This window comes from Leadbettera azotonutricia ZAS-9 (genome assembly GCF_000214355.1).
Lineage (GTDB): Bacteria > Spirochaetota > Spirochaetia > Treponematales > Breznakiellaceae > Leadbettera > Leadbettera azotonutricia.
Window position 1 is genome coordinate 71,573 of the sequence record NC_015577.1, and the last position, 22,616, is coordinate 94,188.

22 protein-coding genes and 1 riboswitch are annotated in these 22,616 nt (G+C 48.1%); of the genes, 5 read left to right on the forward strand and 17 right to left on the reverse strand.

Going from position 1 to position 22,616, the window contains the following annotated elements; translation table 11 throughout:
• Positions 1–18: 18 nt before the first annotated feature.
• Both TREAZ_RS00315 and TREAZ_RS00320 read right to left on the reverse strand, forming a co-directional pair.
• Positions 19–1,797 carry a YgiQ family radical SAM protein gene (locus TREAZ_RS00315; protein WP_015709777.1) on the reverse strand — a complete coding sequence of 593 codons (1,779 nt, stop codon included), beginning with the start codon at positions 1,795–1,797 and terminating at the stop codon, positions 19–21.
• Between the two features lie 6 nt (positions 1,798–1,803).
• Entirely contained in the window at positions 1,804–2,028 is a 225-nt protein-coding gene (locus TREAZ_RS00320) for a NifU family protein (protein ID WP_015709778.1), read from the reverse strand.
• Positions 2,029–2,224: 196 nt separating this feature from the next.
• Here TREAZ_RS00320 and TREAZ_RS00325 point away from each other — a divergent pair, with 196 nt between their 5' ends.
• The gene (locus TREAZ_RS00325; RefSeq protein WP_015709779.1) at positions 2,225–3,034 is read left to right on the forward strand and encodes an Rpn family recombination-promoting nuclease/putative transposase; all 810 of its coding nucleotides are present in this window, start codon (positions 2,225–2,227) and stop codon (positions 3,032–3,034) included.
• A gap of 21 nt (positions 3,035–3,055) precedes the next feature.
• On the opposite strand, the gene TREAZ_RS00330 is transcribed toward TREAZ_RS00325, so the two are convergent.
• Positions 3,056–3,286 (reverse strand): hypothetical protein, encoded by a 231-nt coding sequence (locus TREAZ_RS00330; protein WP_015709780.1) that lies wholly within the window; start codon positions 3,284–3,286, stop codon positions 3,056–3,058.
• 11 nt (positions 3,287–3,297) lie between these two features.
• On the reverse strand, positions 3,298–3,549 hold the full coding sequence (locus tag TREAZ_RS00335) for a hypothetical protein (protein WP_015709781.1): 252 nt from the start codon (positions 3,547–3,549) through the stop codon (positions 3,298–3,300).
• Positions 3,550–3,917: 368 nt separating this feature from the next.
• Here TREAZ_RS00335 and TREAZ_RS00340 point away from each other — a divergent pair, with 368 nt between their 5' ends.
• Entirely contained in the window at positions 3,918–4,568 is a 651-nt protein-coding gene (locus tag TREAZ_RS00340; protein ID WP_215904883.1) for a hypothetical protein, read from the forward strand.
• Positions 4,569–4,764: 196 nt separating this feature from the next.
• Here the strand turns inward: TREAZ_RS00340 and TREAZ_RS00345 are convergent, their stop codons facing one another.
• Positions 4,765–5,037 (reverse strand): type II toxin-antitoxin system RelB/DinJ family antitoxin, encoded by a 273-nt coding sequence (locus tag TREAZ_RS00345; protein ID WP_015709783.1) that lies wholly within the window; start codon positions 5,035–5,037, stop codon positions 4,765–4,767.
• 375 nt (positions 5,038–5,412) lie between these two features.
• Here TREAZ_RS00345 and TREAZ_RS00350 point away from each other — a divergent pair, with 375 nt between their 5' ends.
• The 3 genes from TREAZ_RS00350 to TREAZ_RS00360 are packed head-to-tail and all read left to right on the forward strand — an operon-like array spanning position 5,413 to position 8,965.
• Positions 5,413–5,985: a hypothetical protein gene (locus TREAZ_RS00350; protein ID WP_015709785.1), complete on the forward strand. Its 573-nt coding sequence runs from the start codon at positions 5,413–5,415 to the stop codon at positions 5,983–5,985.
• Between the two features lie 57 nt (positions 5,986–6,042).
• A complete protein-coding gene (locus TREAZ_RS00355) occupies positions 6,043–7,797 on the forward strand; it encodes a glutamine--tRNA ligase/YqeY domain fusion protein (RefSeq protein WP_015709786.1) in 1,755 nt (584 codons plus the stop codon).
• Between the two features lie 37 nt (positions 7,798–7,834).
• Positions 7,835–8,965, forward strand: coding sequence for a DUF362 domain-containing protein (locus TREAZ_RS00360; protein WP_015709787.1), 1,131 nt, complete (start codon positions 7,835–7,837; stop codon positions 8,963–8,965).
• An 89-nt stretch (positions 8,966–9,054) separates the two neighbouring features.
• Here the strand turns inward: TREAZ_RS00360 and TREAZ_RS00365 are convergent, their stop codons facing one another.
• From TREAZ_RS00365 to TREAZ_RS00425, 12 genes are all read right to left on the reverse strand, one after another.
• Positions 9,055–9,864, reverse strand: coding sequence for an adenosylcobinamide-GDP ribazoletransferase (locus TREAZ_RS00365; RefSeq protein WP_015709788.1), 810 nt, complete (start codon positions 9,862–9,864; stop codon positions 9,055–9,057).
• Complete coding sequence (cobT, locus tag TREAZ_RS00370) at positions 9,864–10,910, reverse strand: nicotinate-nucleotide--dimethylbenzimidazole phosphoribosyltransferase (RefSeq protein ID WP_015709789.1); 1,047 nt, start codon at positions 10,908–10,910, stop codon at positions 9,864–9,866. Before cobT ends, TREAZ_RS00365 begins: the two co-directional genes overlap by 1 nt.
• A 1-nt stretch (position 10,911) precedes the next feature.
• Positions 10,912–11,658: a cobamide remodeling phosphodiesterase CbiR gene (cbiR, locus tag TREAZ_RS00375; RefSeq protein ID WP_015709790.1), complete on the reverse strand. Its 747-nt coding sequence runs from the start codon at positions 11,656–11,658 to the stop codon at positions 10,912–10,914.
• Complete coding sequence (locus TREAZ_RS00380; RefSeq protein WP_015709791.1) at positions 11,658–12,176, reverse strand: bifunctional adenosylcobinamide kinase/adenosylcobinamide-phosphate guanylyltransferase; 519 nt, start codon at positions 12,174–12,176, stop codon at positions 11,658–11,660. The genes cbiR and TREAZ_RS00380 overlap by 1 nt, the downstream gene beginning before the upstream one ends.
• 8 nt (positions 12,177–12,184) lie before the next feature.
• Positions 12,185–13,516 (reverse strand): nitrogenase component 1, encoded by a 1,332-nt coding sequence (locus TREAZ_RS00385; protein WP_043922621.1) that lies wholly within the window; start codon positions 13,514–13,516, stop codon positions 12,185–12,187.
• The gene (locus TREAZ_RS00390) at positions 13,485–15,680 is read right to left on the reverse strand and encodes a nitrogenase component 1 (RefSeq protein ID WP_015709793.1); all 2,196 of its coding nucleotides are present in this window, start codon (positions 15,678–15,680) and stop codon (positions 13,485–13,487) included. Before TREAZ_RS00390 ends, TREAZ_RS00385 begins: the two co-directional genes overlap by 32 nt.
• Positions 15,673–16,440, reverse strand: a complete 768-nt coding sequence (locus TREAZ_RS00395) for an ABC transporter ATP-binding protein (RefSeq protein ID WP_015709794.1) — start codon at positions 16,438–16,440, stop codon at positions 15,673–15,675. The genes TREAZ_RS00390 and TREAZ_RS00395 overlap by 8 nt, the downstream gene beginning before the upstream one ends.
• Positions 16,441–17,454 (reverse strand): FecCD family ABC transporter permease, encoded by a 1,014-nt coding sequence (locus TREAZ_RS00400; RefSeq protein ID WP_015709795.1) that lies wholly within the window; start codon positions 17,452–17,454, stop codon positions 16,441–16,443.
• Complete coding sequence (locus TREAZ_RS00405; RefSeq protein ID WP_015709796.1) at positions 17,441–18,343, reverse strand: ABC transporter substrate-binding protein; 903 nt, start codon at positions 18,341–18,343, stop codon at positions 17,441–17,443. Before TREAZ_RS00405 ends, TREAZ_RS00400 begins: the two co-directional genes overlap by 14 nt.
• An 8-nt stretch (positions 18,344–18,351) precedes the next feature.
• On the reverse strand, positions 18,352–20,361 hold the full coding sequence (locus tag TREAZ_RS00410; RefSeq protein ID WP_015709797.1) for a TonB-dependent receptor plug domain-containing protein: 2,010 nt from the start codon (positions 20,359–20,361) through the stop codon (positions 18,352–18,354).
• Complete coding sequence (locus TREAZ_RS00415; RefSeq protein WP_015709798.1) at positions 20,358–20,954, reverse strand: hypothetical protein; 597 nt, start codon at positions 20,952–20,954, stop codon at positions 20,358–20,360. Before TREAZ_RS00415 ends, TREAZ_RS00410 begins: the two co-directional genes overlap by 4 nt.
• 155 nt (positions 20,955–21,109) lie before the next feature.
• Positions 21,110–21,239, reverse strand: a riboswitch (cobalamin riboswitch).
• A gap of 206 nt (positions 21,240–21,445) precedes the next feature.
• A complete protein-coding gene (locus TREAZ_RS00425; protein WP_015709801.1) occupies positions 21,446–22,597 on the reverse strand; it encodes a pectate lyase-like adhesive domain-containing protein in 1,152 nt (383 codons plus the stop codon).
• Positions 22,598–22,616 lie beyond the last annotated feature (19 nt).

Consider the following 22,616-nt stretch of genomic DNA (forward strand, 5'->3'; position numbering starts at 1 on the left):
TAGCCCATGCGTCGATTTTCACTTCAGAAGAGCCCCTGCGAGGTCTTCATGCCCTGCTTCCCGCAGGGCTTCAAGCGCCAGGAGGCGGTTTTCGGCTTTATTGAACTGAAGCAAGGCGCGCTGGAGGCGTTTTTCGCGTTCGCCGGGGACATGGATGGGCGCCATGGTACGGGGATCGAGGCCAGTATGGTACATGACTGTAGACAATGTGCCTGGGGTAGGGTAAAAATCCTGAACCTGATCGGGGACAAAATGGCCTTTTTTGAGGAAAATAGCCAATTCTACCGCATCTTTGAGGGTGCATCCAGGATGCCCTGAGATAAAATAGGGGATAAGGTACTGTTTTAGCCCCAATTCCTTGTTCACCCTGGCAAACTTCCGGCTGAAACCTTCATAATCGTGATTTTTCCCCATTGCATTCAGGGTTTGCGGGGCAATATGCTCCGGCGCAACCTTGAGTTGGCCGGAAATATGGTACTTGCAAAGGGTTTCGAGGAATTCTTCCCCCCTCTTTTTGTCAAGATCGATATAATCGAAGCGAATTCCCGAACGGACAAAGGCTTTTTTAACGCCTTTTACCCCGCGAATCTGCTGCAGGGTTTCGAGGTAAGGGCCGTGATCCTGTTTGAGATTTGGGCAGGGCTCGGGGAAAAGACATTCCCTGTCGGCGCAAAAGCCGCCTTTTTGCTGTTTTTTACAGGCCGGGGCATAGAAATTGGCCGTAGGGCCGCCCACATCGTGGATATACCCCTTAAAATCCGGTGATTTGGCCAGGGCCGCAGCCTCCCTGACGAGGCTCTCGCTGCTGCGGGGTTGGACAGCCCTGCCCTGGTGAAAGGTGATGGCGCAGAATGAGCAGCCCCCGAAGCAGCCCCTGCTTGAGATTAGGGAGAATTCAACCTCTTTTAAGGCCGGTATGCCCCCCGCATATACGGGATGGGCTTTTCGGGCAAAGGGTAGGCTATAGACGCGGTCAAGCTCTTTTTGCCCCAGGGGGAAAGCCGGGGGATTCTGGATCACCCAGCGTTCCCCGTCGCTCTTTTCGGCCAAAACCCCGGCGCTCAGCGGGTCGGCGTTGAGTTTCTGGATCATGAAGTGCCCGGCATACGCCCTGAGGGACTCGGGATCATCCCCCTTCACCTTTTCATAGCCAGGGAGCTCGATGCTGCCCTCAGGCGGGGTCCGGCCCCTCACGCAGGTTCCCCGAATATCGCCTATTGCGTTGATTTCTTCGCCCCCCTTAAGCCGCCGGGCTATCTCCCTGATGGCGGATTCGCCCATGCCGTAGACCAGAATGTCGGCCTTGGAGTCCAGGAGCAGCGAACGCCGCACGGTGTTCGACCAGTAATCGTAATGGGCAAAGCGGCGGAGGCCCGCCTCTATCCCTCCGATAATGACGGGGATATTCTTGTATGCCGAGCGTATCCCTTCGACATATTTGAGCAAGGCGCGATCAGGCCGCAGACCGGCCTTGCCGCCTGGGGAATAGGCGTCATCGCTGCGGATTTTTTTGGCTGCCGTGTAGTGGGCCACCATGGAGTCCATATTGCCCGACCCTGCGAGAAAAGCGAGGCGGGGTCGTCCAAGAACGGTGTATGATTGGGGGTTTTTCCAGTCTGGCTGGGGTATAATGCCGACCCTGAAACCATCGGCTTCGAGAACCCGGCAAATCAGGGACGCCGCAAACGAAGGGTGATCGACGTAGGCATCCCCGGAAACGAAGACAAAGTCGCAGGCTTCCCAGCCCCGGGCCTCCAAATCGGCCCGGGACAGAGGAAGAAAGCCGTTATCGGCCAAATTTCATCAAACCCCGACCACGGAGCTGACTTCGGGAATTTCTTTTTTGAGATAGCTTTCGATGCCCATTTTGAGGGTCATCTGGGCCATGGGGCAGCCACCGCAGGCGCCTGTGAGCTTGAGGGAAACAATGCCCTCTTCATCCACTCCTACAAATTCAACGTCCCCGCCATCAGCCTGGAGCGAGGGGCGTACATTATCCAACGCGCTTTTGATCTGTTCTTCCAACATATTCTTCTCCTTTTAGTAATATACTCTTTTTTGAATATTGGGGCAAGACGGATGTGTTGAGGGATAAGAGTCCGTCTGCACCATAGGCATAACCGTTTTTTCTATAATTCCCCAAATTTCTTATGACTTTGAGAAAAATTCATTAAAAAAATGAAGCGCCACGCATCCTGACGCCATATAAGGTGTGGAGGCTTTTATGCACAAAGAACAGCTATCTCCCCTGTATGACTATGCCGTAAAGATCATCTTCGGCGACCAGAAGAACATCGAGAACCTGGCAGGACTTCTCAAGCCGATTTTAGACCTGCCACCGGAGGATTATGACAAGCTCACCATTGTCGATCCTTTCATGAAGCGGCTCTTCCGCAAGGACAAGCTGGGAATTTTGGATGCAAAGGTGACGACCAAAACAGGCCGTATCATCAATGTGGAGATCCAGGTAAAGCCCTTTTCCACTTTGAGGCAGCGTATCATTTACTACTTGGCAAAACTGCTGGTTGAACAGCTTAAAAGTGGCTTTGATTACGGAAAACTCGTGGAGACCGTATGCGTGGTGATATGCGATCATGTGCTTATACCAGAGGAGGAGGGTTTCCTCAATATCTATGGTCTCAGGAACGCCAAATCAGAAAACCTGTTTACGAAATTGCTAAAACTCTATATAATAGAGTTACCGAAGCTGCCCAAGGATGACGATGGCTCTCCTATGTGGGCCTGGCTTCAGTTTTTCAAGTGCAGGAAAGAGGAGGAATTCGACATGCTCGCAGAAAAACACCCCGAAGTTCGCCCTATTGTTGCGGAATACAAAAAACTCACCTGGAGCGAACGGCGGCGCATGATCGCTGACCTCAAGGAAAAATACCGCCGTGATGACGCGGCTGTTCTGGCAGATGCGCTTATGGATAATAGCCGGGAAATAGCACGGGCATTGAAAACCCAGGGTTATTCTATAGATAAAATCGCGGCCGCCACCCGGCTTTCGCAGGAAGAAATCGAAACTTTGTGATGCAAGGCGCCTATCCGGATCTTAAGTCCCTGCGGCGGCGATGCGTTCCCGGACCATCTCGCCAATGATTTGGGCGGGAGTTTGATGGGCAGTTTCGGCAATGGTCAGAATATAATTTGCTGCGACCGGATCAAGGGAATCCAACAAATTGCGCTGTTGGGCAAACACTCCAGGAATATTGGTCAGTTTCGGGGTGGTTTTGGTTAAAAGCTCATCCAAGGCGTCTGCTTCTTCGTCGGTCATTCTTGCCATATCGTTCCCTCCTATATTCCTAAACCATCAAGAAATTGTTGTCTGGCTTTCATCGCATGAAACACATTAACAGATTTCTCATCAATACGATTGTACATAACCTCAATAATATTCCCTGCCTGGTCAAACCCTATAACAAGGTATTTGTTATCGAATCCTTCCATCAGCACATCCCGAAGCTGGGTCTTAAATGCCCACTGAATATCCGCTTCTGTGTAACCATGCTTAAATGCTGCCGGGTTAAACTCAATCTGCGGTTCCATATTTTATCTTATGACAAAACAGTGGAAAAATCAACGCGGTTAGATATGGGGTCGGAACGGGCTACCGTCAAAGACATCTATGGCCATGCACCCTTTCAGGTAATATTAACTTTATATGGCATTCACGCATACTGAAAGTATGGGAATTCTATTAGACGCCAGTGCAATAATGGGCGTTATAACACAATAACCGTAACGGCAACAGTAGTAAGCCTTACCAAGGGTAAAACTATTGTCTTGCCACGTGTTGTGCCTTTTGAAATCGCATAGATGCAAGATTCAATTATTGGACAATTGATGGGGTAGAAACACAGGGGGATCAATCACTCACAAACCAGCTTACCCTTGCCATGGACGCCCATAAAACCGTGCGGACCGTATTCACGAGGAGAGTTGCGGTAAGCACTACCGACAATGAGGGCATGGGCAGCTTCCGTGAAGCCCTTGCCAATGCGCTGGAGGGGGACATTATCACCCTGCCCGCGAATGGAACCATCACCCTGACAAGCGTTCTGCCCGTTATTACCAGGAGCGTTACGATTATGGGGAACGGCGCGACCCTGACCCAGAGCGGCTTTACGCCGGACAGCAGCACCCAGCTTCTGTACATCAACAGTACCAGCGCGACGGTGAAGATCAGCCAGCTGTACTTTAAGGGGGGCAGGGCAACGAGCAACGGCGGCGCGATTTACAAAAGCGGCGGAACCAATACCCTGACGGGGAATCTGTTCTTCGGGAATACCGCGCCTAACTACAATGTAGTTTACAGCACGGCAACATCCGGGGGCTACAATGTCTCGGACAAAGCCGCCGGCACGGCCTCCGCTACCGGCAGCGGCTACGCGAGCGTCGTCGGGGACCTGTTTGATGTTACGGACATCACCTTTGACGCAGCATCCAAGCCCGCTTCGGCGACCGACCTGAAAACGCTGACCACCCTGCCGCCGGACTTCCCGGAGGTGTACTTCGACGGTACGCTCCGCACCTTGCCGGCAACGGCGGGCGCGGCGGCGCAGTAGGCAAATCGAAACTGCGCCCATCTCTGCAATTTTTAATCAAAAAAAGCAGAGATGGGTGCAGTTATATTATCTGCGGTTAATACTCTTGCGGGACAACAATTTTAATTCGTGGCGAGGGGGTTAAGGTATACGCAAGAGCGCATGACGCCGAATTATTTGGGGTAGCTATGGGCAAACATCATTTTCTGAAAAAATCTTACGCATTTTCCAGTGCTTCCAATTCATCCATAGTCTTTTCTACCACTTTCCCAGCGGCAAATTCTGCTATGGATTGTTTTAGCCGTTCTATGTTTTTTTCATTGTAATAAGGATCGGAAATTTCAAAAGGAATTTTGCCCTGCCGCAGCGACTGGCGTATAAATATATTGATCGCTGTGGACAGGTTCATCCCGAAGCCGTTAAACATGGTTTCAGCTTGTTCCTTAATATCACGATCCAGCCTGACGGTTACATTGATAGTTTCTGCCATAATGACCACCTTAATAATAAATATATCCGATATTTTCGTGCATTTCAAGTCATTTGCACGTGCTTTTTTGACTTCTTTTACTTTACGGTTAAAATTATTCGTGGCGAGGGGGGTTAATACCCAAGAGCCCGCTTGCACAGGAGGGAAAGGGGGGAGTAGTCCTCTAATCTTTTCATCTTATCTGATGAATTCAAAAATTACTGTTTTTTTGAAGGACACAGTCGAATTGTTTTTTAAGTCCCTCATCTATCCTTATACTCAACATGGAAATTGCAGACGAAAAAGCCGCCCGGCTGTCGGGCTTTTGCACTGGGCCGTTGACGAGGGGTAACGCGTTTACTTGACTATTTTGCGATTTATCAGCATCTTTAAGCTATGCTTAGCTGTGCTGCATGTGCGAATAGAGCCATTCCCGATGAATACCGTACCACGGCGGAAGGGCTCTTTCCGGCTTCGAACTTTACAGAGGGGAACGGGCCGACCCAGGATTCGGCCAGGATCTTTGCGGAGACTTTAGGCATCGGAAAAGAATATAATTCCAGGCTGGGCAGCCGCAATGCCCTGGGGGAATTTCTTGATTCCTTCAGGAACAACCTGGAACTGTTGATCCAAAAAACTTGGGTGGAAAAAGCAGAAGAGCAGCGCAAGGAGGACCTCCTGGATCGGCTGCCGGATTTGATTGCCGGCATCGAACAGGGGGAATATCAGCGGGCGCTGCAGGAATTCGGCAGCATCCTTGAAGAGCTGGCCTATCTCCTTTTTGGCGCCCAGAGCCACAAGGAAGATTTTACCGAGTACACCTTTAGAATCGATTCCCAGATGGGGCTTTTCTGGTGGTACGGCAGCAGGCTCGGCAGCCCCGAAGTCCGGCAATGGGCAGGCAGGGCCGGCAAGGATCTTCTTTTGGCAGTGCTGCTCATAGGGATTTGCTTCCTGGCGGATTTTTAATTTCAATTATAATGAATATAAATTGAATATCTTTTTTCCATTAAAGAGGGTGTAAATATGGAAACTGCGGAACATAGCGAGATCCCGGCGGAGTTGCCCGGGGGAAGCGGTTCGGATTTTATCAGCGAATTTATCAAAGAGGACCTCAAAAGCGGCCGTTTCGGCTATGTGCATACCCGTTTCCCGCCCGAGCCAAACGGCTGGCTCCACATAGGCCACTGCAAAGCTTTCTACATTGATTTCTCCATGGCCGAGCGTTTCGGCGGCAAGTGCAACCTGCGCTTCGACGATACCAATCCTGAAAAAGAAGATATTTCCTATGTCGAAGCCATCAAGCGGGATGTTAAATGGATGGGTTACGATTGGGAAGACCGTGAGTATTACGCTTCGGATTACTACGAGTACCTTTACGATTTAGCAGTAAAGATAATAAAAAAAGGCAACGCCTATGTGGACGATCTTAGCGACGATGAAATAAGCGAATATCGGGGCACTGCGGTCCCTGACAAGAACAACATTACCATGACCCCTCCGGGGCGCAACAGCCCCTACCGGGATCGCAGCGTTGAAGAGAACCTCGATCTTTTTGCCCGCATGAGGACGGGCGAGTTCGCCGACGGCGCCAAAACCCTGCGGGCCAAAATCGACATGGCCCATCCCAACCTCCTCCTCCGGGACCCGGTGATGTACCGCATACGCCGGGAGCATCATTACCGCACCAAGGACAAATGGTGCATCTACCCCATGTACGATTTTCAGCACCCCCTGTCCGACGCCAAGGAGGGGATCACCCATTCACTCTGTTCCCTTGAATACGAGATACACCGGCCCCTTTATGACTGGTTCATCAAGGAAGCGGAAGTTTTCCCCAGCCGCCAGATTGAATTTGCCCGCCTCAACATGACCCATACGGTGATGAGCAAGCGCTGGCTTCTCCGGCTGGTGCAGGAAAAGTACGTCTCGGGCTGGGACGATCCCCGCATGCCCACCATCGCGGGCCTGCGCCGCCGGGGCTATACACCCCAGGCCATTCGGAGCTTTGTGTCCCAGGTGGGCATTGCCAAAACCGATTCCATGGTAGACATCGCCTTCCTCGAATACTGCCTCCGGGAAGATCTCAACAAGACAAGCAGGCGGGTGATGGCAGTGCTTAAGCCCCTGAAGCTCATTATTGATAACTGGCCTGCGGGCAAAGTTGAGGAACTGGACGCAGTGAACAACCCCGAAGATGAATCTGCCGGAACCAGGAAGATTCCCTTTTCGGGCGAACTCTGGATAGAGCGCGAGGATTTTGAAGAAGTCCCGCCGCCCAAATATTTCCGCCTTTATCCGGGCAATTCGGAACGTCCCGGAAACAGTGTGCGCCTCCGCTACGGCTACATCGTTACCTGTGTGGGCTGCGACAAGGATGCCTCCGGCAGCATTACCGCGGTTCATTGCGCCTACGATCCTGATACCAGGGGCGGAAATGCCCCCGACAACAAAAAGGTGAAGAGCACGATACACTGGGTTTCCGCTGCCCACGCCGCTGCCCTGGAGGTCAGGGTTTACGATAACCTTTTTGCGCCTGAACGGCCCATGGATGTGGAGCCGGGTAAAACCTTTACCGATAACCTTGCGCCCAATTCGCTTGAGGTGATTCCCTCAGCTTACGGTGAACCCTGTCTGGCCCAGGCCAAAGAAGGAGACCGCTTCCAGTTTGAACGCCTTGGCTACTTTGTGCGCGATCCCGAAACAGGGGAAGGCGGCAAGCCTGTCTTTAACAAGACCGTTGGCCTCAGGGATACCTGGGCGAAGATTTCCAAAAAGTAAAATCAAATTTTAAATATTTTTAATAAGGAGTTAAAGAATGAGTGCATCAAAGGTCTACTTTACAGACATGCGCTGCAAGGTAGGAGAGAGCCTTTTAGTCAAGCTTGACAGGCTTATCTCCAAAGCGGGAATCGGAAAAATCGATTTTAACCAGAAGTATGTGGCGATCAAGATCCACTTCGGCGAGCCCGGAAACCTGGCTTTCTTAAGGCCCAATTTTGCGAGGGTAGTGGCGGATCATATCAAGAGCCTCGGGGGCAAGCCCTTCCTCACGGACTGCAATACCCTCTATGTAGGGCGGCGCAACAACGCCCTTGTCCACATGGACGCGGCTTTTGAAAATGGATATTCCCCCCTTGCTACGGGTGTTCAGAACATTATCGCCGACGGCCTCAAAGGCACGGACGATGTTGATGTTCCGATAAAAGGCGGTGTTTATCTTACAGTGGCCCACATAGGCCGGGCCATTATGGACGCCGACATCGTAATATCCCTGAACCACTTCAAGGGACATGAGGGCACCGGCTTTGGCGGGGCCGTTAAAAACCTGGGCATGGGTTCAGGCAGCCGCGCCGGCAAAATGGCAATGCACAACGACGGCAAGCCCCAGGTAGATCAGAAAGTGTGTACCGGCTGCAAAGGCTGCGCCAAGTATTGCAATGAAAATGCCATTGTCTTTGGCGAGAATAAAAAAGCCAAAATCGATCACAAAAAGTGCGTAGGCTGCGGACGCTGTATCGGAGGCTGTAATTTCCACGCCATTTCCAACGAAAGCGGAAGCAGCAATGACGCCCTCAACTGCAAGATGGCCGAATACGCCAAGGCCGTGCTTGACGGCAGGCCCAGTTTCCATATCAATGTGGTGAACCAGGTTTCCCCCTATTGCGATTGCCATGGCGAAAGCGATGCTCCGGTTGTCGCCGATATCGGCATTTTCGCCAGCTTCGATCCCATAGCCCTGGATAAGGCCTGCATCGACGCAGTGAACGCAGCCCCCGGTATCCAGACCAGTATCCTGGGCGACCGCGAGCACAAACACAAAGATTCCCACGGCCACTCCGACCACTTTAAAGACATCCACCCCACTACCGACTGGCGCAGTCAGATTGAGCACGCCGAAAAAATCGGCCTCGGTTCGGGGACTTATGAATTGGTCACCGTGAAGTAAAATTGGATAAATACAACCCCGCTGCAAGCATGCAAGCAGCGGGGTTGTTGTTTGGCAGAACTATTTTGAATTGCGGCCTTAGATTCAGATCATCTGATATTTAAAAAAACAAACGCCGCCGCAAGATAAAGTATTTCCCCTGTTTCAATAGCCGCTCCCAGGGCATCCCCCGTGTATCCTCCGATGCCGCGTTTATAAAGCCTTGCATAGAAAAACGCCGTCACCGGTGCAATGATAACAAGGGAAAGCATAATGACCGCTATCCGGAGAATTGATAAGCCGGGGACTAAATTCATCAGCGTACAAAAACCAAGGGCAATAAATCCCAAAAGCATGAGCGAGACAAAGGCCCCGAGGACACAGCGGTATGCTTTGGATTCTTTGGCAAGGGCGCCCAAACCCTTGGAATTGGTAGGAGGCGCCATGCAGGGAATTAGGGCTGCGCTGAAACGGCCGATAATGGGATAGAAAAAAATAAGCGCGGCGCTGCCGGGAATAAAACCAAAAAGAGAAATGAGAAGGGCTGCCTTTAATGCCAATGCGGCAAAACCTGCAAAAAAACCGTAAACCCCTATACGGGAATCTTTTAATATAAGCAGGCGCTTTTCTTTATCCACTGTACCGAGAAATGCATCGGCAGTGTCCATAAGGCCGTCGAGGTGAAATAAATTAAAACAGAAATATTGCATGATCATAATGGTGATAACCGCCAATGCAATATTTGCTTTAATATAATTCATCAAAAATAAAAACAATCCGGATAAAATCAATCCCAATAAAGCCGGAAATATTCCAATAATGGGCAAATAAAAATCCATCCGGGAAGGATCAAAATTGAATTTGACCTTCACCGGAATACGGGAAACAAGGGAAAAGACAGACAAGAAGCGGTCGAACATCAATACTTTTCCTCTTGCTTTTCACTGTCCGTAATATGGGCCTCTGAAAAAGAAGCCATATTCCGCGCAGCCAGCACGCCCAATTCAATGATGTGGCCGCCGATTACCGCTCCTGTTCCTTCGCCAAGGCGCATATCAAGACTCACGATGGGTTCAAGCCCCATGCGCTCCAGCGCCGGTTTGTGGCCTGCAACTTTTGAAAGGTGCCCAGCAAAAAGCCAATTTGAAACTTTTGGATTGATCATCCAGGCTATATAGGCGGCGGAAGTTACCGGGAAACCATCAAGCACACAGCCGATTTTTAAATTTTCAAGTCCCAGGATGAAACCTGTCATCATGGCTAAATCGGAGGAGCCGAGGTTTTCCAATATGCTCTCGCCTGTTTTTGCAGGATTTCGCCGCTTTACCGAGTCGATAATAATGTGCTTTTTATGATCCAGCATGGGCGCGTCGATGCCTGTCCCCCTGTCCACCATATCGTTAGGATCGAAACCCGCAGCCACCAGCATGGCGGCTGCGGTACTGGTATTGCCTATTCCGAGATCGCCTATGGCGGTTAGGCCGTAATTTTTGGCAGCTGCATCGCGGGCAAGGCGTTTCCCCTGCTCTAGGGATTTCTGCAATTCCTCTTTTGTGAGGGCCGACTCTTTATAAAAATTACGGCTCCCTTTTGTTTCACGGGCCCGAATAAAATTACACAGAGGCTTTAATTCGGAGTCCGGGGGAAATTCATCACCCAGTACACCGGCATCAACGAGATTTATTTCCCAATTAGTACCTGTTGCGAGGGCATTAATTCCCGCGCCGCCCCTCAGTATATTTAAAACCATTTGGCGGGTGACCTCCTGGGGGTAAAGTGAAACCCCTTCGGCTGCAATTCCGTGATCTCCGGCAAATACATAGATACCCTTGTTTTTTATTTCCGGCGGTACTTTACCCTGAATGTCTGCAAGTTTGATGCAGTAGCCTTCCAATTTTCCAAGGCTGCCCCTGGGCTTGGTAAGATTGTCCAGATGTTTTTCCATTGCCACTTTGATATTTTCCATTTTATTTCTCCTTCCTTTCCAATAATAATTTAATTACCCTGAGACTTTCTTCAACTTCTTCCCATGAGAATACTTCGAGGTTTACAAGACCCTGGAATTTTTTTAATAATGGAAATAGTTCTTTAATCGGGATAGAATCCTCATTTATGGGCCGGTGATCGGGAAGGCGCTTGTCAATCATAGCCTTTTCCCTATCGAGGCCGTGGAGATGAATTTCTCCAATTTTATTTTGAAATTGATTTAAATAAGCAGAGGGATTTTTTTCTTCAATAAGAAGATGGCCGAAGTCCATGCAGAGGCCTATGTTTGTATTTAAATTAGGAAGCAGGGCTTCGAGCAGGCCGGGGTTGGTATTTTCTGCAAGGAACCGGTATTTGCTGGATACATTTTTATATTTTTCCGCCCATGAATTGATAAGTCCGGCCTGGGCTCTAGCACCGCCTTCCTTGCCGGGGTGAACAATAAAATGCTGAACCAAAGGGGATAATTTTTTTACAAGTTCCTCATGCTCGGGATTTAATACATCGGGCAGATGTGCGGTAAATATAAAACGATCTTTAAATTTACATATATCTTCAAACTCATCGGTAATATTCTTTTTAATTTCATCGTCATATATGAAAAAAAGAAGTTCCACACCGGTTATTTCTTTTTTATCATCAAGAAATCGGAGATTTTCAAGATAAGTACCGGGAATTACCCATGAGGGGACTATTATTTTGGGGAAATTGTTTAATAAATATTCCATTATTTAACCTTCATGGGGATACCGGAAACCATAAATAAAACACTGTCAGCCGCCATTGCTATTTTCCGGTTTGCTTCAGCCAAAAGGAGATTGTAATGGCGCGTCATTTCGTCAAAAGGAATATTTCCGAGCCCTGTTTCATTGGTTACAATAATGCAGTCTTTTATTCCTTTGATAAATGCATCAAGGATGGTGCGGAAATCATCTTCCCGTTTGTAATATATGAGGTTATTTATCCACATAGGTATACAATCGACCACAGCTCTCTGCCCTGCGGCAATAATCGCCTTATCCAGTTCAATTGTTTCCTCCCTGGTGATAAAAGAACCCGCTCCCGCAAGCCTTGTACGTTCCTCCTGATGTTTTGCAATACGCAATTTCATTTCGTTATCCAAAGCTTCGGCTGTGGCAATAAAGGATATGGGTTTATTTGGAGAAGGTTTCCATTCTTTGATCGCAAGATCCAAAGCATGGGTCGATTTTCCGGATTTTACACCACCTGTAATTAATATAATCATATATTCCCCTATAAAACGTAACGAAGGCCATTAAGGATCTGTTCCAACAGGAACAAAGCGCCCTGATCCCCAAATAAGGTCTTTTCTGTTATGTCCAAATAACCCAATGCGGGCAAGGCTATTTCGATACCGCAGAATTTTTGGCCTTTGTTTTTTAATTCCAATATGGTATTGCCGTCGCCCAGCAGAATATGGGTTGGCGTTTCAATAACGGAATTGTTAAGCGCCTCAGGGTAATTAATAGTATCCAGAAATGTTTTGAGCTTTTCTGCAAAAATGGAATCAATCTCATTATTCATCGAAATAGCGGCCGGAATCATTCCCAAATAAGTACAGAGCCATTTAGTTAATGCGTAAGAAGTAGAAGATTCAGCTTTTATGGAAAAAAAAGCGCCTTTTGGCAGCCCTAAAAGAGAAGAAAAACGCGAGAGAAACATAAAGGCCCTTGCCCGGGATTGTTCTATACATTCAATGGCCTTATTTGGATCGGCATTGAGAGCCCGGCATATCTGGAGAATAAAGGCTTTTATACTGTCAAATCCAATAGGCGGACCTTCATCAAGGCAAATATAGGAGATTCCGAATTGAGTTTCAAGATATAATGCAATTTCTCTTGCATATTCAGGATAAATTATTACATCCAAGGCCGCCTCTGGTATTTTGCTTAGAATTGTTGTAGTGTCCCCTGCGCCAGGCGCCGCAATTACTTCTATACCGCATAATTCAAGGAGTTTTTTGATTGTTTTGTAATTCTGCCGATAATATTTTTGATAAATAGTAAGTCCCAATAAATTTACCGTTTTAGGCTTTGCATTCCGCTCATTCATAGGCAGGGTTTCTAAAATTTTAATCATGGCCTTTTGAAAACCCACGCCGAAACTGTCAGAAAATCCGGTATTCTCAAGGGAAAAACAGGGGATGCCCCTTAATTTTTCTTCTGCGGGTTTGCGTATTGTGCTGTCCAAAAACTGTTCGATGTCGTCACCAATTAAAGCAGCGCCGGGTGAATTAATTACCCCAATTAAGCGGTATTTCTTTTTTGCAGCCGATTCCAATGTGGATTTAAAAATCCGGGAAAGCTTTTCACCGCTGCCAAAAATATAATCCTGACTATCAAGGTATGTACAAGGTATGCGGGGTTGACCGAAATGATTTATTTCCAAATGTTCCAACGGATCGTAGCCCGGATTACGGAGTATCTGGCTGTCCGATATTGCGCTATGATAAAATTTACATCCCGTAGGCCCATTCAGAATAGTACATGCGTCTCCAATGCCTTCAACTGCAAAAAGAGCGCCTGTAAGGCTGTCAGGAGTAATATTTTCGAAAGAGTTGTTCATCTTTCCTCCAGCCTTCATTTAAATTCATTTTGAAAAGTTCAGCCCAGCGACGGGCAAATACCAGGCCGCTCATAAACCCGGCAGTAGGACAATAAGGTATGGAATCCATTATAACACTTTCATCCTGTTCATTGGAACCGTAATTTGCAAGGAGGAGATCAGGTTTAATCCGATTCAGGTCATTCTGCCTGTTAATATTATTATAATCAAGGTGAAGTTCATTGATTTTTGAATCAAAAACGGTTTTAAAGCTATTATCCTGTGAATAACTGAGTATTCCTATAAAGGCGATCTCCATTTCAAGATCAATCAGGGTGCGCAATATCCAGTCAATGTTCTGGTTAAAATTAATGAGCATCACTCTTTTGTTTTTAAGGAGAGGCTTTATACGATCGAGTTCTTCATAATATTTTTGGCGCTGCTTTTCAAGTATTCCGTTAATTATCTGCTTGTCTTTGTGGAAATATTCTCCCAAGCGTTGCACAAAAATTTCACTTTCTGCAAAACCAACCGGGAAGGGAAGATCAAAAAACTCTGCATTAAATTCAGAAACAAGAAAATCGCGTATGGTTCTTCCCATATAATCGCCAAACGCGAGGATATTGAGTTTCCCCTTTTTAAAATTGCGTATTTCTCCGACGGAGCTTTCGCAGATAAAATGGCTGTTAATTGTTATCCCGAGTTCCTCTGTTATTTCTTTTATAAAAACAAAACTTTCGGCCCGGGCATTGGTCTCTGATTTTTCAGCCACAATATTGATGGTATTATCCCGGGGACTCACATTTTTATCGATAAGGGAGCGTGCAATCTCCATATAGGCGATAATTATTCCCTGTAAATAATCTCCCTGCAGGTTCCCGTCGGTTAATATGGGAATTATACGCGTATTGATATCTTCAAGATCCTTTACGAATCCCATATCATCGCCGATAATGCCCGAGGGACAGGTAGTAAGGACAAAAATAATATTCGGCCCCTGCTGCAGAGTGGTTTTGCTTGCCTTTACTTCAAGTATCTTTTGACGCAGTTCTTCAATACCGCCATAGATCATTACCTTTTCGTTCATTCCCGAAGTTACAACAGGTGGCGCGGAAATATAAGGCAGCACTATGCCCCGTTCAAGAAGAATACGACGGGAAAAACTTGTAAGGCTTTGAAAGGTAATGTGGGCGCAGCTCTGCGGACCGTGAGCTATGGAGACAGAGTCAGCTACCTGGGTTGAAATACTCATGGCCCCTGAAAATGCACAGCCGTGCAAAGGTTCACGGGATACAAGGCTTTTTGAAAAGAAATTCTGTTTGGGCGATGATTTTTCCGGAACCGCAATTACCGCTTTCGGCGCCGGATGAGAGGCGGGCTTTTTATCCAGTATACGCTCCTCAAGTTCTTCGTCAGAAAGAGGAGAGGCGGGATAAAGTTTTTGTCCGCTATAAACCGTATCCGCAAGGGCTGAAAATTGTTCAGCCAGTTCGGAATCCGGGAATTTCTCCATAAGGCAAAGGCCTTCTCTTTCGCAGTCCGAAAAAAGTTCGCTTCTGGGAAAGCGTGCGACCAGGGGAAGCTTCACCGCGTCGCAGAAACGGTGGACCCGAATATCTTCATCGTCAAGACCTCGTGAATTGAGGATGATGCCGCCGGCCCTGCCCGCATCCCTGTCGTAATTTTTTAATCCCCGCAGTATGTTATTTGCCGCATAGAGGGACATAAATTCGCCGGAGCTCACGATGTACACTTTTTCCGCGTATTCCCGCCGTATGGGAACCGCAAACCCTCCGCAGACCACATCGCCCAGCACATCGTAAATCACCGCATCGTACTTGTAATCCCTGACACCCAGACGTTCCAAAAATTCAAAACTGGTGAGTATGCCCCGACCCGCGCATCCTACTCCGGGTTCGGGCCCGCCGGATTCAACACAGTGGACGCCGAAAGATCCTTCGTGGAGAATATCTTCAAGTCTGCATTGATCGGGGCTTTTTTCTTTGAGATAATCCAGCACGGTTGTTATTCTGCTCCCCCTTAATAAGAGGCGCGTGGAATCGTGCTTTGGATCGCAGCCTACCTGAAGCACTTTAAGGCCTTTTTTCCCCAGGGCGGCGGAGATATTGGCGGAGATGGTGGATTTACCTATACCGCCTTTTCCGTAAATAGCAAGTTCAGGCATTCCCAGCCTGCCATTTTTTGAGGGATTCGAGCATAAAAGCTTTTACATCAATGCCGTATATCTCTTTAAGCGTTTCTCCGTTTAATACCGTTTCAGGTTCACCGCTGGCAATTAATTTCCCATCGTACATAAGGGCCGCTGTATCGCCGAAACGGCGGGCAAGGTTCAGATCGTGAAGCACCGCAGTAACAGTCTTGTCGTTTTCTTTTACCCATTTTGAAAGATAGTCTAAAAGTTCAACCTGATGTTTTAAGTCGAGATGATTTGTCGGTTCATCAAGAAGTATGAGATCGGGATTCTGGGCCAGAGTGCGGGCAAGAAAAACCCGCTGGAGCTGACCCCCCGAAAGTTCAGTGATCATTCGATTTCTCACTTCCCTTAATTCAAGCTGCCCCAATATACGCTCAATTATATCTTCATCATCTTTTGAAAGGCTTTTAAGAAAACCATCCGAATACGGATAACGTCCCAAAGCAACCGTATCATAAACACTGTAGGGAAAGTAAATCTGCGAACTTTGCCCCATGAGGGCAATTTTTTTTGCAAGATTTTTTCGTGAAAAATCCTTAAGTTCATGGCCTTCAAGGGTGATTGTACCCCTGTAGGGGAGGAGGCGGGCCACTGCTTTGAGAAGTGTTGTCTTGCCGCATCCATTGGGCCCAACGATGGTGAGCACCTTGCCCCTTTCGGCTTTGAGGCTCAGATTATGGACTACATCAACACAGTCATATCCGGTGTAAAGGTTTTTTATTTCCAGCATCTAGCGCTTCCTGAAGTACACCCACGCGAAGAAGGGCGCTCCGATAATGGCCGTAACTGCACCTACTGGCAGTTCCGAAGGTGTGACTACAGTGCGTGCAATAAGGTCGGTCACCACGAGGAGAGAACCTCCCGTAAGAAAAGCCATGGGCAAAGAGTGACGATGGCTTGAACCTACGATCTTCCGCGCAAGGTGGGGGGCGATGAGATCCACAAAACCAATGGCCCCGCTCAATGCAACCGCAGCCCCTGTAAGAACCGCCGAAAAGGTCAGCAGTCTTTTCCGTATGCCTCCGGCGTCCACACCCATGGTCCGGGCCTCGTCTTCCCCGAAGGTAAGTATATCCATCTCTCTTGTGTAGCGTATTATCCCCGCTGTTCCCAATATAAGAAAGGGGAACATGAGTCCCACATAAGACCAGCCCTTCATGGAAAAGCTTCCCATTTGCCAGTGGAGGAGGTTTTTCAATTCCTCCCGATACATGGCGGTGAGGGTTGTGAGCAGGGCATTTACAAAAAGCGAAAAGACCATACCGAAGAGTATCACCGTATTATTGGACATAGCCTTGTCCAGTTTGGAAGCAAAGCCTATCACTAAAAATACCGTTGCCAATCCAAAAACAAATCCTGCCGCCGGCAAGGTAAAAGCTCCAATCACCGGAATAACCAGCCCCGAGAGCATTATGAGTCCTGCGCCCAGGGAGGCGCCCGATGAAACGCCCAGTATGTAAGGTGAAGCGAGCTGGTTTTTTAAGACTGACTGGAATACAGTTCCGCTTATGGAAAGGGCGCCTCCAACCATAAAGGCAAGAAGAGCCCTTGGAAAACGCAGATTCCAGATAATGGAGATATTTCTGGGTTCAACTTCGGCTATAAGGGGAAGGCGCAGCAGTTTATTAAGCAGCACCCTGAGGGTATCTCCAAAACTTATACCCGAACTCCCCAAAGAAGTCCCGGCGCAGAGGATAGCCAGGGCAACAATAGCTCCGATAAGTATTTTTTTAGTCGGCCTCATAAATTTCCGGGTACACCGCCAAAGCCATCTGTTTTAAGGCAAGTATGATATTTTGGGAAGGCCGGCCTGACGAATTACCGTCAATGCCATAAATGCGGTTTTCCTTGATCGCATTAATTGACTCAAAACTCTGACGAGTCCGCAATTTAGCGGCAGAATCAACGCCAAAAGTTGTCATTTCCATGGTGAAGATAACATCAGGATTCCGCTTAATGATCTCCTCCGCGTTTGGAGAAAACCATCCGTGCTGATCGGCAAAAATATTTACCCCTCCAATAATTTCTATCATTTCGTTCAGATAAGTTCCTGAACCAAAGGTTACCATTTGAGGGGCCGGAGATATTTCATAGTACACTTTTTTTTTATCGGTAACGGTTTTTCCAATTTCGGCGATTTTATTCACTTCGGCACGGAGGTCTGTGGTCAGCACCTCACCCCGATCCTTTACCCCCAGGACTTCGGCAATGGTAACAATATCACCGTATATTCCCGCAAGATTTGTACTGGTAGGGATCTGGACAACTTTAATGTCTATATCCATCAGGGGTCTGAAAGGTGAATCAGTAGCCCCGAAGTTGTTTATTTCATTGGCGATGATGATCTCCGGCTCAAGGCCGATAATGGCCTCAGCGTCGGGATAGAAAAAATCCACCTCAGGCAAATCCTGCCGTACTCCCGGTATGTCCTTTGAGTAGGGATCGACAGCGATGAGTCTGTCCGCCAGACCAAGGCCGACGATGATTTCCGTGTTGGAAGGGGCGGCGGAAATGATCCGCCCGGGTATAGAAACCGAAGCGGCTGTTCCTGCAATACCCGCGCTGCCTTGTTTTGTACAACCAATAACTAATGCCAAAAATATCAGCGCCGTTACAATTAATTGCTTTTTCATTTCTGCTCCTATTGTATATCCATTCGTAGTCCCAATGTAACCGTCATGCCGGGCATGAAGTACCCGCTGAAGGATTCGTAGGGTTTGTTGAGCAGATTCCGTCCAACGACGAAAACAGTAAAGTATTCACCGGTTTTCTGGTTTAGTGTAAGATCAAAAATAAACGGATACATGAGTTTTGTGATATTGGATGTGTTGGTGTAACGGACACTTTCCCATCGTCCCTGCAGTATCAGAGAACCTGAAGCGGCGGTATTGGCACTGTTCCAGGGGAGATCCAGGGCAGCCCCAGCAGTGTGTACCGGCATATAGGGGATGCGTTTACCGCTGGACCAGGTATAGCCGTAACTCAAAAGATAACTTAAAAGATACTGATACGAAAGGGAAAGTTTTATTTTGTCCAGAAATGCAAAACCGGGAAAGTTTAAGCCGAGCTTTGTATCAAAGCCGAAATAGGCCGCTTCCCCCACATTGGACGGATGCCACGTGCCTCCCGAGTCGATGGCCCAGTGTATTGAATCCTTAGTCCACTGTACAAAGAAGGTACTTTCGATATTCACCGATTTGCCGAAACGGTAAGCTGCCTGAAGATCCGCCCCCCACCCATCTTCCGGTTTGAGGTCGGGGTTTCCTCCTACCTGGCGCTGCGGCGACCAGTAGAGATCTTCAAAATTGGGCAGTTTAAAGCTGCGGAAATAATTGTTTTTTATAGAGAGGTCTTCTATGGGTGTCCAGAGAAGTCCGAGCTTGGGAACCGGTACTGCCGTGTCAGGGGCAAAAATCCCCTTTACCGAAGATATGAGGAGAAGGCTTTCGATAATCTGATATTCAGCCGTAAGGTAGAGGCCGCCGTCGTGGCGATCTCTAAGGCCCAAATCGGTGGAATCTATCCATGCGTAGCGGTAGTCGCCGCCTAAACGGAAAACAAAATAGTTATTCGGATACCAGTTCCAGCGGTTGATAAAGTTAAGGGTATTTTGATTATGAAGGGACTCGGCCCCCAAAGGCGGCGCATAGCTCAACTGATGCCAGTTATGCCCCAAAGAAACCTCCATGGCCAGTTCATCACGAAAGGCCCTGGGCATATCAAAAAGAACGCTCTCCCCGGCAGCCAGATCCGTCTGCTTCCCTGCAAGGCGTGAAAATCCCGATGTAGGAATATTTTTGTCCCCGTAATACAGATTCCCCGAAACAATGAGCCTAGAAAGGTTATCAAAATTTTTAGTAAACGAAGCGTTTGCTCCGCCGTCGTACACTTCGTTATTATCCTTGCGGCGCACCAGATTGAAAATTGGCTCCTTAAAGATAAAGTGATTTGCGGCTCGGTTTGCAAAAAGTCCCGCAGTCCAGGAGAATTTTTCCGCTCCCCAGCCCAGAGAAAATTCGGCCTTTTGAGCATCGGCCAGATCTTCCCATTCAGGGCCGGCCTTTGTTCCATCCCTGTCATAATAATGCCCCGGCAAAGAGGCGGTGTTGGAAAGACTCGCGCCGATTTTAAGCCCCGGCTTTGGTTTCCCCGCAGTAACGATGTTAATGACGCCCCCCAGCGCCCCGGACACATTGAATTTAGTGTCTGAGCCGCCGTGAATCACTTCGATGTGATCAATACTATTGAGATCGATGGTATTAAAGTCAAAACCGCCGTCCATGGCGGAGTTAACCGGCACACCATTCACCAGGAGGGCAATACGGGAAGAATCAAAACCCCGGAGGTTTATGTCCGCCTGATTCCCGTAAGGCCCATAGCGGGTAAAACCCAGCCCCAGGGTTTCCTGAAGAAGAACCGCCAAATCCGGCGCATGAGCCTGTTCAATTTCCTCGCGGCTTACCACATCCATCTGCTGGGTGGTCTCGGGACTGGCGGCTATGGTAAGACCTTCTCCCTCCATGAGGAGAAGGTCTTCGTCGGGAAAATCGTCTTCTTCACCCGGTACTTGGGCAGAAAGGGGGGAACAAAGAATGAAAAACATCACCAATGCCGGAAATAACCCACCGGCATTGAAGAATGATTTAATCATAGCGAGGAATTAATTTTTTCCAATGGATCGCCGCCTTGGCCTGTACCGCCGCCGTAAAGGTCAGCATTGGCAGGTTTAAATTTTTCTTTAGCTTCGTTAAGACTTCCCGCTTCCACTTGCTGAGTATAATCCGCATAAACATAAGCAGCGCCTAAATATGCGGCGGATTCTGTTAGTGCGCTGAAATATACTGCACTAAAATTTCCTGTTGGCTCATGCGGATTATCCGAGTTTATATACGTGCCATCATCATTATAATGATGATCAAAGTATGTTGGTTTCTCTACATATTCAATAATTATCACTCCGGCATTTTCACTGAAATTATAAGTATAAACTATTTTACTGGTAAAATTATTAACATGTTCTAATGTCGTGGCAGTAATTTTATAAGTATCAGTCCAGCCTTGTCCCGACGCTTCCCAAGTCCCAATCAATCCCGGATTCAGTTCAAAAGGATCCTCGTAAGGATCGTCATCATCCAAATCGCATGCGCTTAATAAGAGGCCGAATACAACTGCCGATATAAAAAACACCGGCAGAACCCGCTTTACCCCGGGGAACTTCCCCTTCTGTGAAGAAAACTTAAACATGGCTTACTCCTTTCCGAAGAAAAGGAGCCCGGAAACGCTAAGCTATCCTATTCGGGATGGCGCGGTTCCATTGGGAAAAACACCGATATTTTGGATACGGTTTTTTCTCAAGGCTCAGTCCTCGAAGCCTGCTGAAATTCAGAAATCCCAAGATGGGGTTCCGGCATACTCAAAGTTCCTGGCTTATGGTTTTGCCATAAAGCAAAGCCTTTCACAGTTACGGGTTAGCGGGGGATTTTCACCCCACTTCCTTTGATGTATACAAATTAAGACTACAATACTTTTTTTGTTTTGTCCAGTATCCAAGTTTTTGTTGCTTCATACAGTCAAAAAAGGACCGGAAGCCGCTTGGACCCCTGTATATTGCTGCAATTTATCAAGCGTATAGCGGACTTTTACCGCCTGGTTACTGTCCGTTGCCAGGCGCACAAAAAAGCGGCCCAACATTAGTCAGGCCGCCTATGGTTGTTATTTAATGCAGATGACAGATGTTATGGGGCAAGCGCATTACGTTCAATCTGGGCAAATGTCAGGTCAGCAAAAGCCGTGTTTCCGGTTATAAGAACATCGGTTTTGTCATTATCAGTGTATTCGGGAAAGGAAGTTCCACCGCCAGCAGCATTATAGAACCGTCCGAGTACCACATCGTTGCCTAAACCAGCGGTGGCAGTATTCCCCGAAAAGGTGTTTCCATTCAGGTAGGCAGGCACCTTGGTTACTACAGACGATGCCCCGTTACGTCCCCTGGTAAGGGCGTTGCCATGATTAACCAGGATGGCGCCGGCGGTTTTCGACGCAGCATTGGTGTTGAATGTGCTATTGGTGATGTTTAGTTTACTGGTCCCAACCGCCGAAATGGCAGCTCCGTGGCCGGCTTTGTTACCCGTAAAGGTACTGTTTGTTACCTGTATATCCGCGTTAACACCATAAATCGCACCTCCTGCGTTTCCATCGGTGGCTTCATTATTGATAAATGTACTGTTCGATGCAATCAAAGTCGGCGGAGTGGCCGGTGATCCATGCGGGTTAAGGTAGATAGCGCCGCCGCCATTGGCGCTTTCGGCATTGCTTTTTGCCTTGTTGCCATCGAAGGTGACATTTTCAAGATAGAGGGTAGATGCCCCTTCTACAAACACAACGCCGCCGAGTTTGGCGGTATAACCACCATTTTTAACCGTGATGTTTTTGATGGTGGCTATGGTATTATCAATATCAAAAACCGGATAACCTTTGCCGTCAATAGTGTGCCCATTGCCATCGATGATGACGTTGTTCCTAACCACCACCGTGGCTCCGGTAACCACATCAGTTGTGAGACCGCCGAAACTGCTTGCTGCCTCAAGGTCGGCTGTCAGTTTGATGGTACTGCCATCAGCCGCGTTGCCCTGGATAATGTTGGTTTCAGCATCTGTTCCATCGAAGAAGAACCCCAATGCCCGCTGAAGTTCCGCGTAGGTTGAAACCGTGATGGCATCCTCGGATTCAAATACCGCCGGATCAGTAGATTGCTCGCATGACAGGCATGCCAGAAGCAATACCAGACTTAAGGCCATGAGGCCTGGCAGAAGGCGGAAAGAAGCTTTTTTCTTTCCTTGGACCTTTGCCATAACCGGCAATGCCCATTTTAGATACTTTGAACTCATAAATACCTCCTTCAAGGTT

Bases quoted from the DNA above. Each gene is read 5' to 3' on its own strand.
- TREAZ_RS00390 (WP_015709793.1), bottom strand. From the start codon at position 15,680: ATGCCTGAACTTGCTATTTACGGAAAAGGCGGTATAGGTAAATCCACC.
- TREAZ_RS00425 (WP_015709801.1), bottom strand. From the start codon at position 22,597: ATGAGTTCAAAGTATCTAAAATGGGCATTGCCGGTTATGGCAAAGGTC.
- TREAZ_RS00325 (WP_015709779.1), top strand. From the start codon at position 2,225: ATGCACAAAGAACAGCTATCTCCCCTGTATGACTATGCCGTAAAGATC.
- TREAZ_RS00360 (WP_015709787.1), top strand. From the start codon at position 7,835: ATGAGTGCATCAAAGGTCTACTTTACAGACATGCGCTGCAAGGTAGGA.
- TREAZ_RS00405 (WP_015709796.1), bottom strand. From the start codon at position 18,343: ATGAAAAAGCAATTAATTGTAACGGCGCTGATATTTTTGGCATTAGTT.
- TREAZ_RS00410 (WP_015709797.1), bottom strand. From the start codon at position 20,361: ATGATTAAATCATTCTTCAATGCCGGTGGGTTATTTCCGGCATTGGTG.
- TREAZ_RS00380 (WP_015709791.1), bottom strand. From the start codon at position 12,176: ATGATTATATTAATTACAGGTGGTGTAAAATCCGGAAAATCGACCCAT.
- TREAZ_RS00335 (WP_015709781.1), bottom strand. From the start codon at position 3,549: ATGGAACCGCAGATTGAGTTTAACCCGGCAGCATTTAAGCATGGTTAC.
- TREAZ_RS00320 (WP_015709778.1), bottom strand. From the start codon at position 2,028: ATGTTGGAAGAACAGATCAAAAGCGCGTTGGATAATGTACGCCCCTCG.
- cbiR (WP_015709790.1), bottom strand. From the start codon at position 11,658: ATGGAATATTTATTAAACAATTTCCCCAAAATAATAGTCCCCTCATGG.
- TREAZ_RS00365 (WP_015709788.1), bottom strand. From the start codon at position 9,864: ATGTTCGACCGCTTCTTGTCTGTCTTTTCCCTTGTTTCCCGTATTCCG.
- TREAZ_RS00345 (WP_015709783.1), bottom strand. From the start codon at position 5,037: ATGGCAGAAACTATCAATGTAACCGTCAGGCTGGATCGTGATATTAAG.
- TREAZ_RS00355 (WP_015709786.1), top strand. From the start codon at position 6,043: ATGGAAACTGCGGAACATAGCGAGATCCCGGCGGAGTTGCCCGGGGGA.
- TREAZ_RS00400 (WP_015709795.1), bottom strand. From the start codon at position 17,454: ATGAGGCCGACTAAAAAAATACTTATCGGAGCTATTGTTGCCCTGGCT.
- TREAZ_RS00415 (WP_015709798.1), bottom strand. From the start codon at position 20,954: ATGTTTAAGTTTTCTTCACAGAAGGGGAAGTTCCCCGGGGTAAAGCGG.
- TREAZ_RS00350 (WP_015709785.1), top strand. From the start codon at position 5,413: ATGCTTAGCTGTGCTGCATGTGCGAATAGAGCCATTCCCGATGAATAC.
- cobT (WP_015709789.1), bottom strand. From the start codon at position 10,910: ATGGAAAATATCAAAGTGGCAATGGAAAAACATCTGGACAATCTTACC.
- TREAZ_RS00395 (WP_015709794.1), bottom strand. From the start codon at position 16,440: ATGCTGGAAATAAAAAACCTTTACACCGGATATGACTGTGTTGATGTA.
- TREAZ_RS00330 (WP_015709780.1), bottom strand. From the start codon at position 3,286: ATGGCAAGAATGACCGACGAAGAAGCAGACGCCTTGGATGAGCTTTTA.
- TREAZ_RS00385 (WP_043922621.1), bottom strand. From the start codon at position 13,516: ATGAACAACTCTTTCGAAAATATTACTCCTGACAGCCTTACAGGCGCT.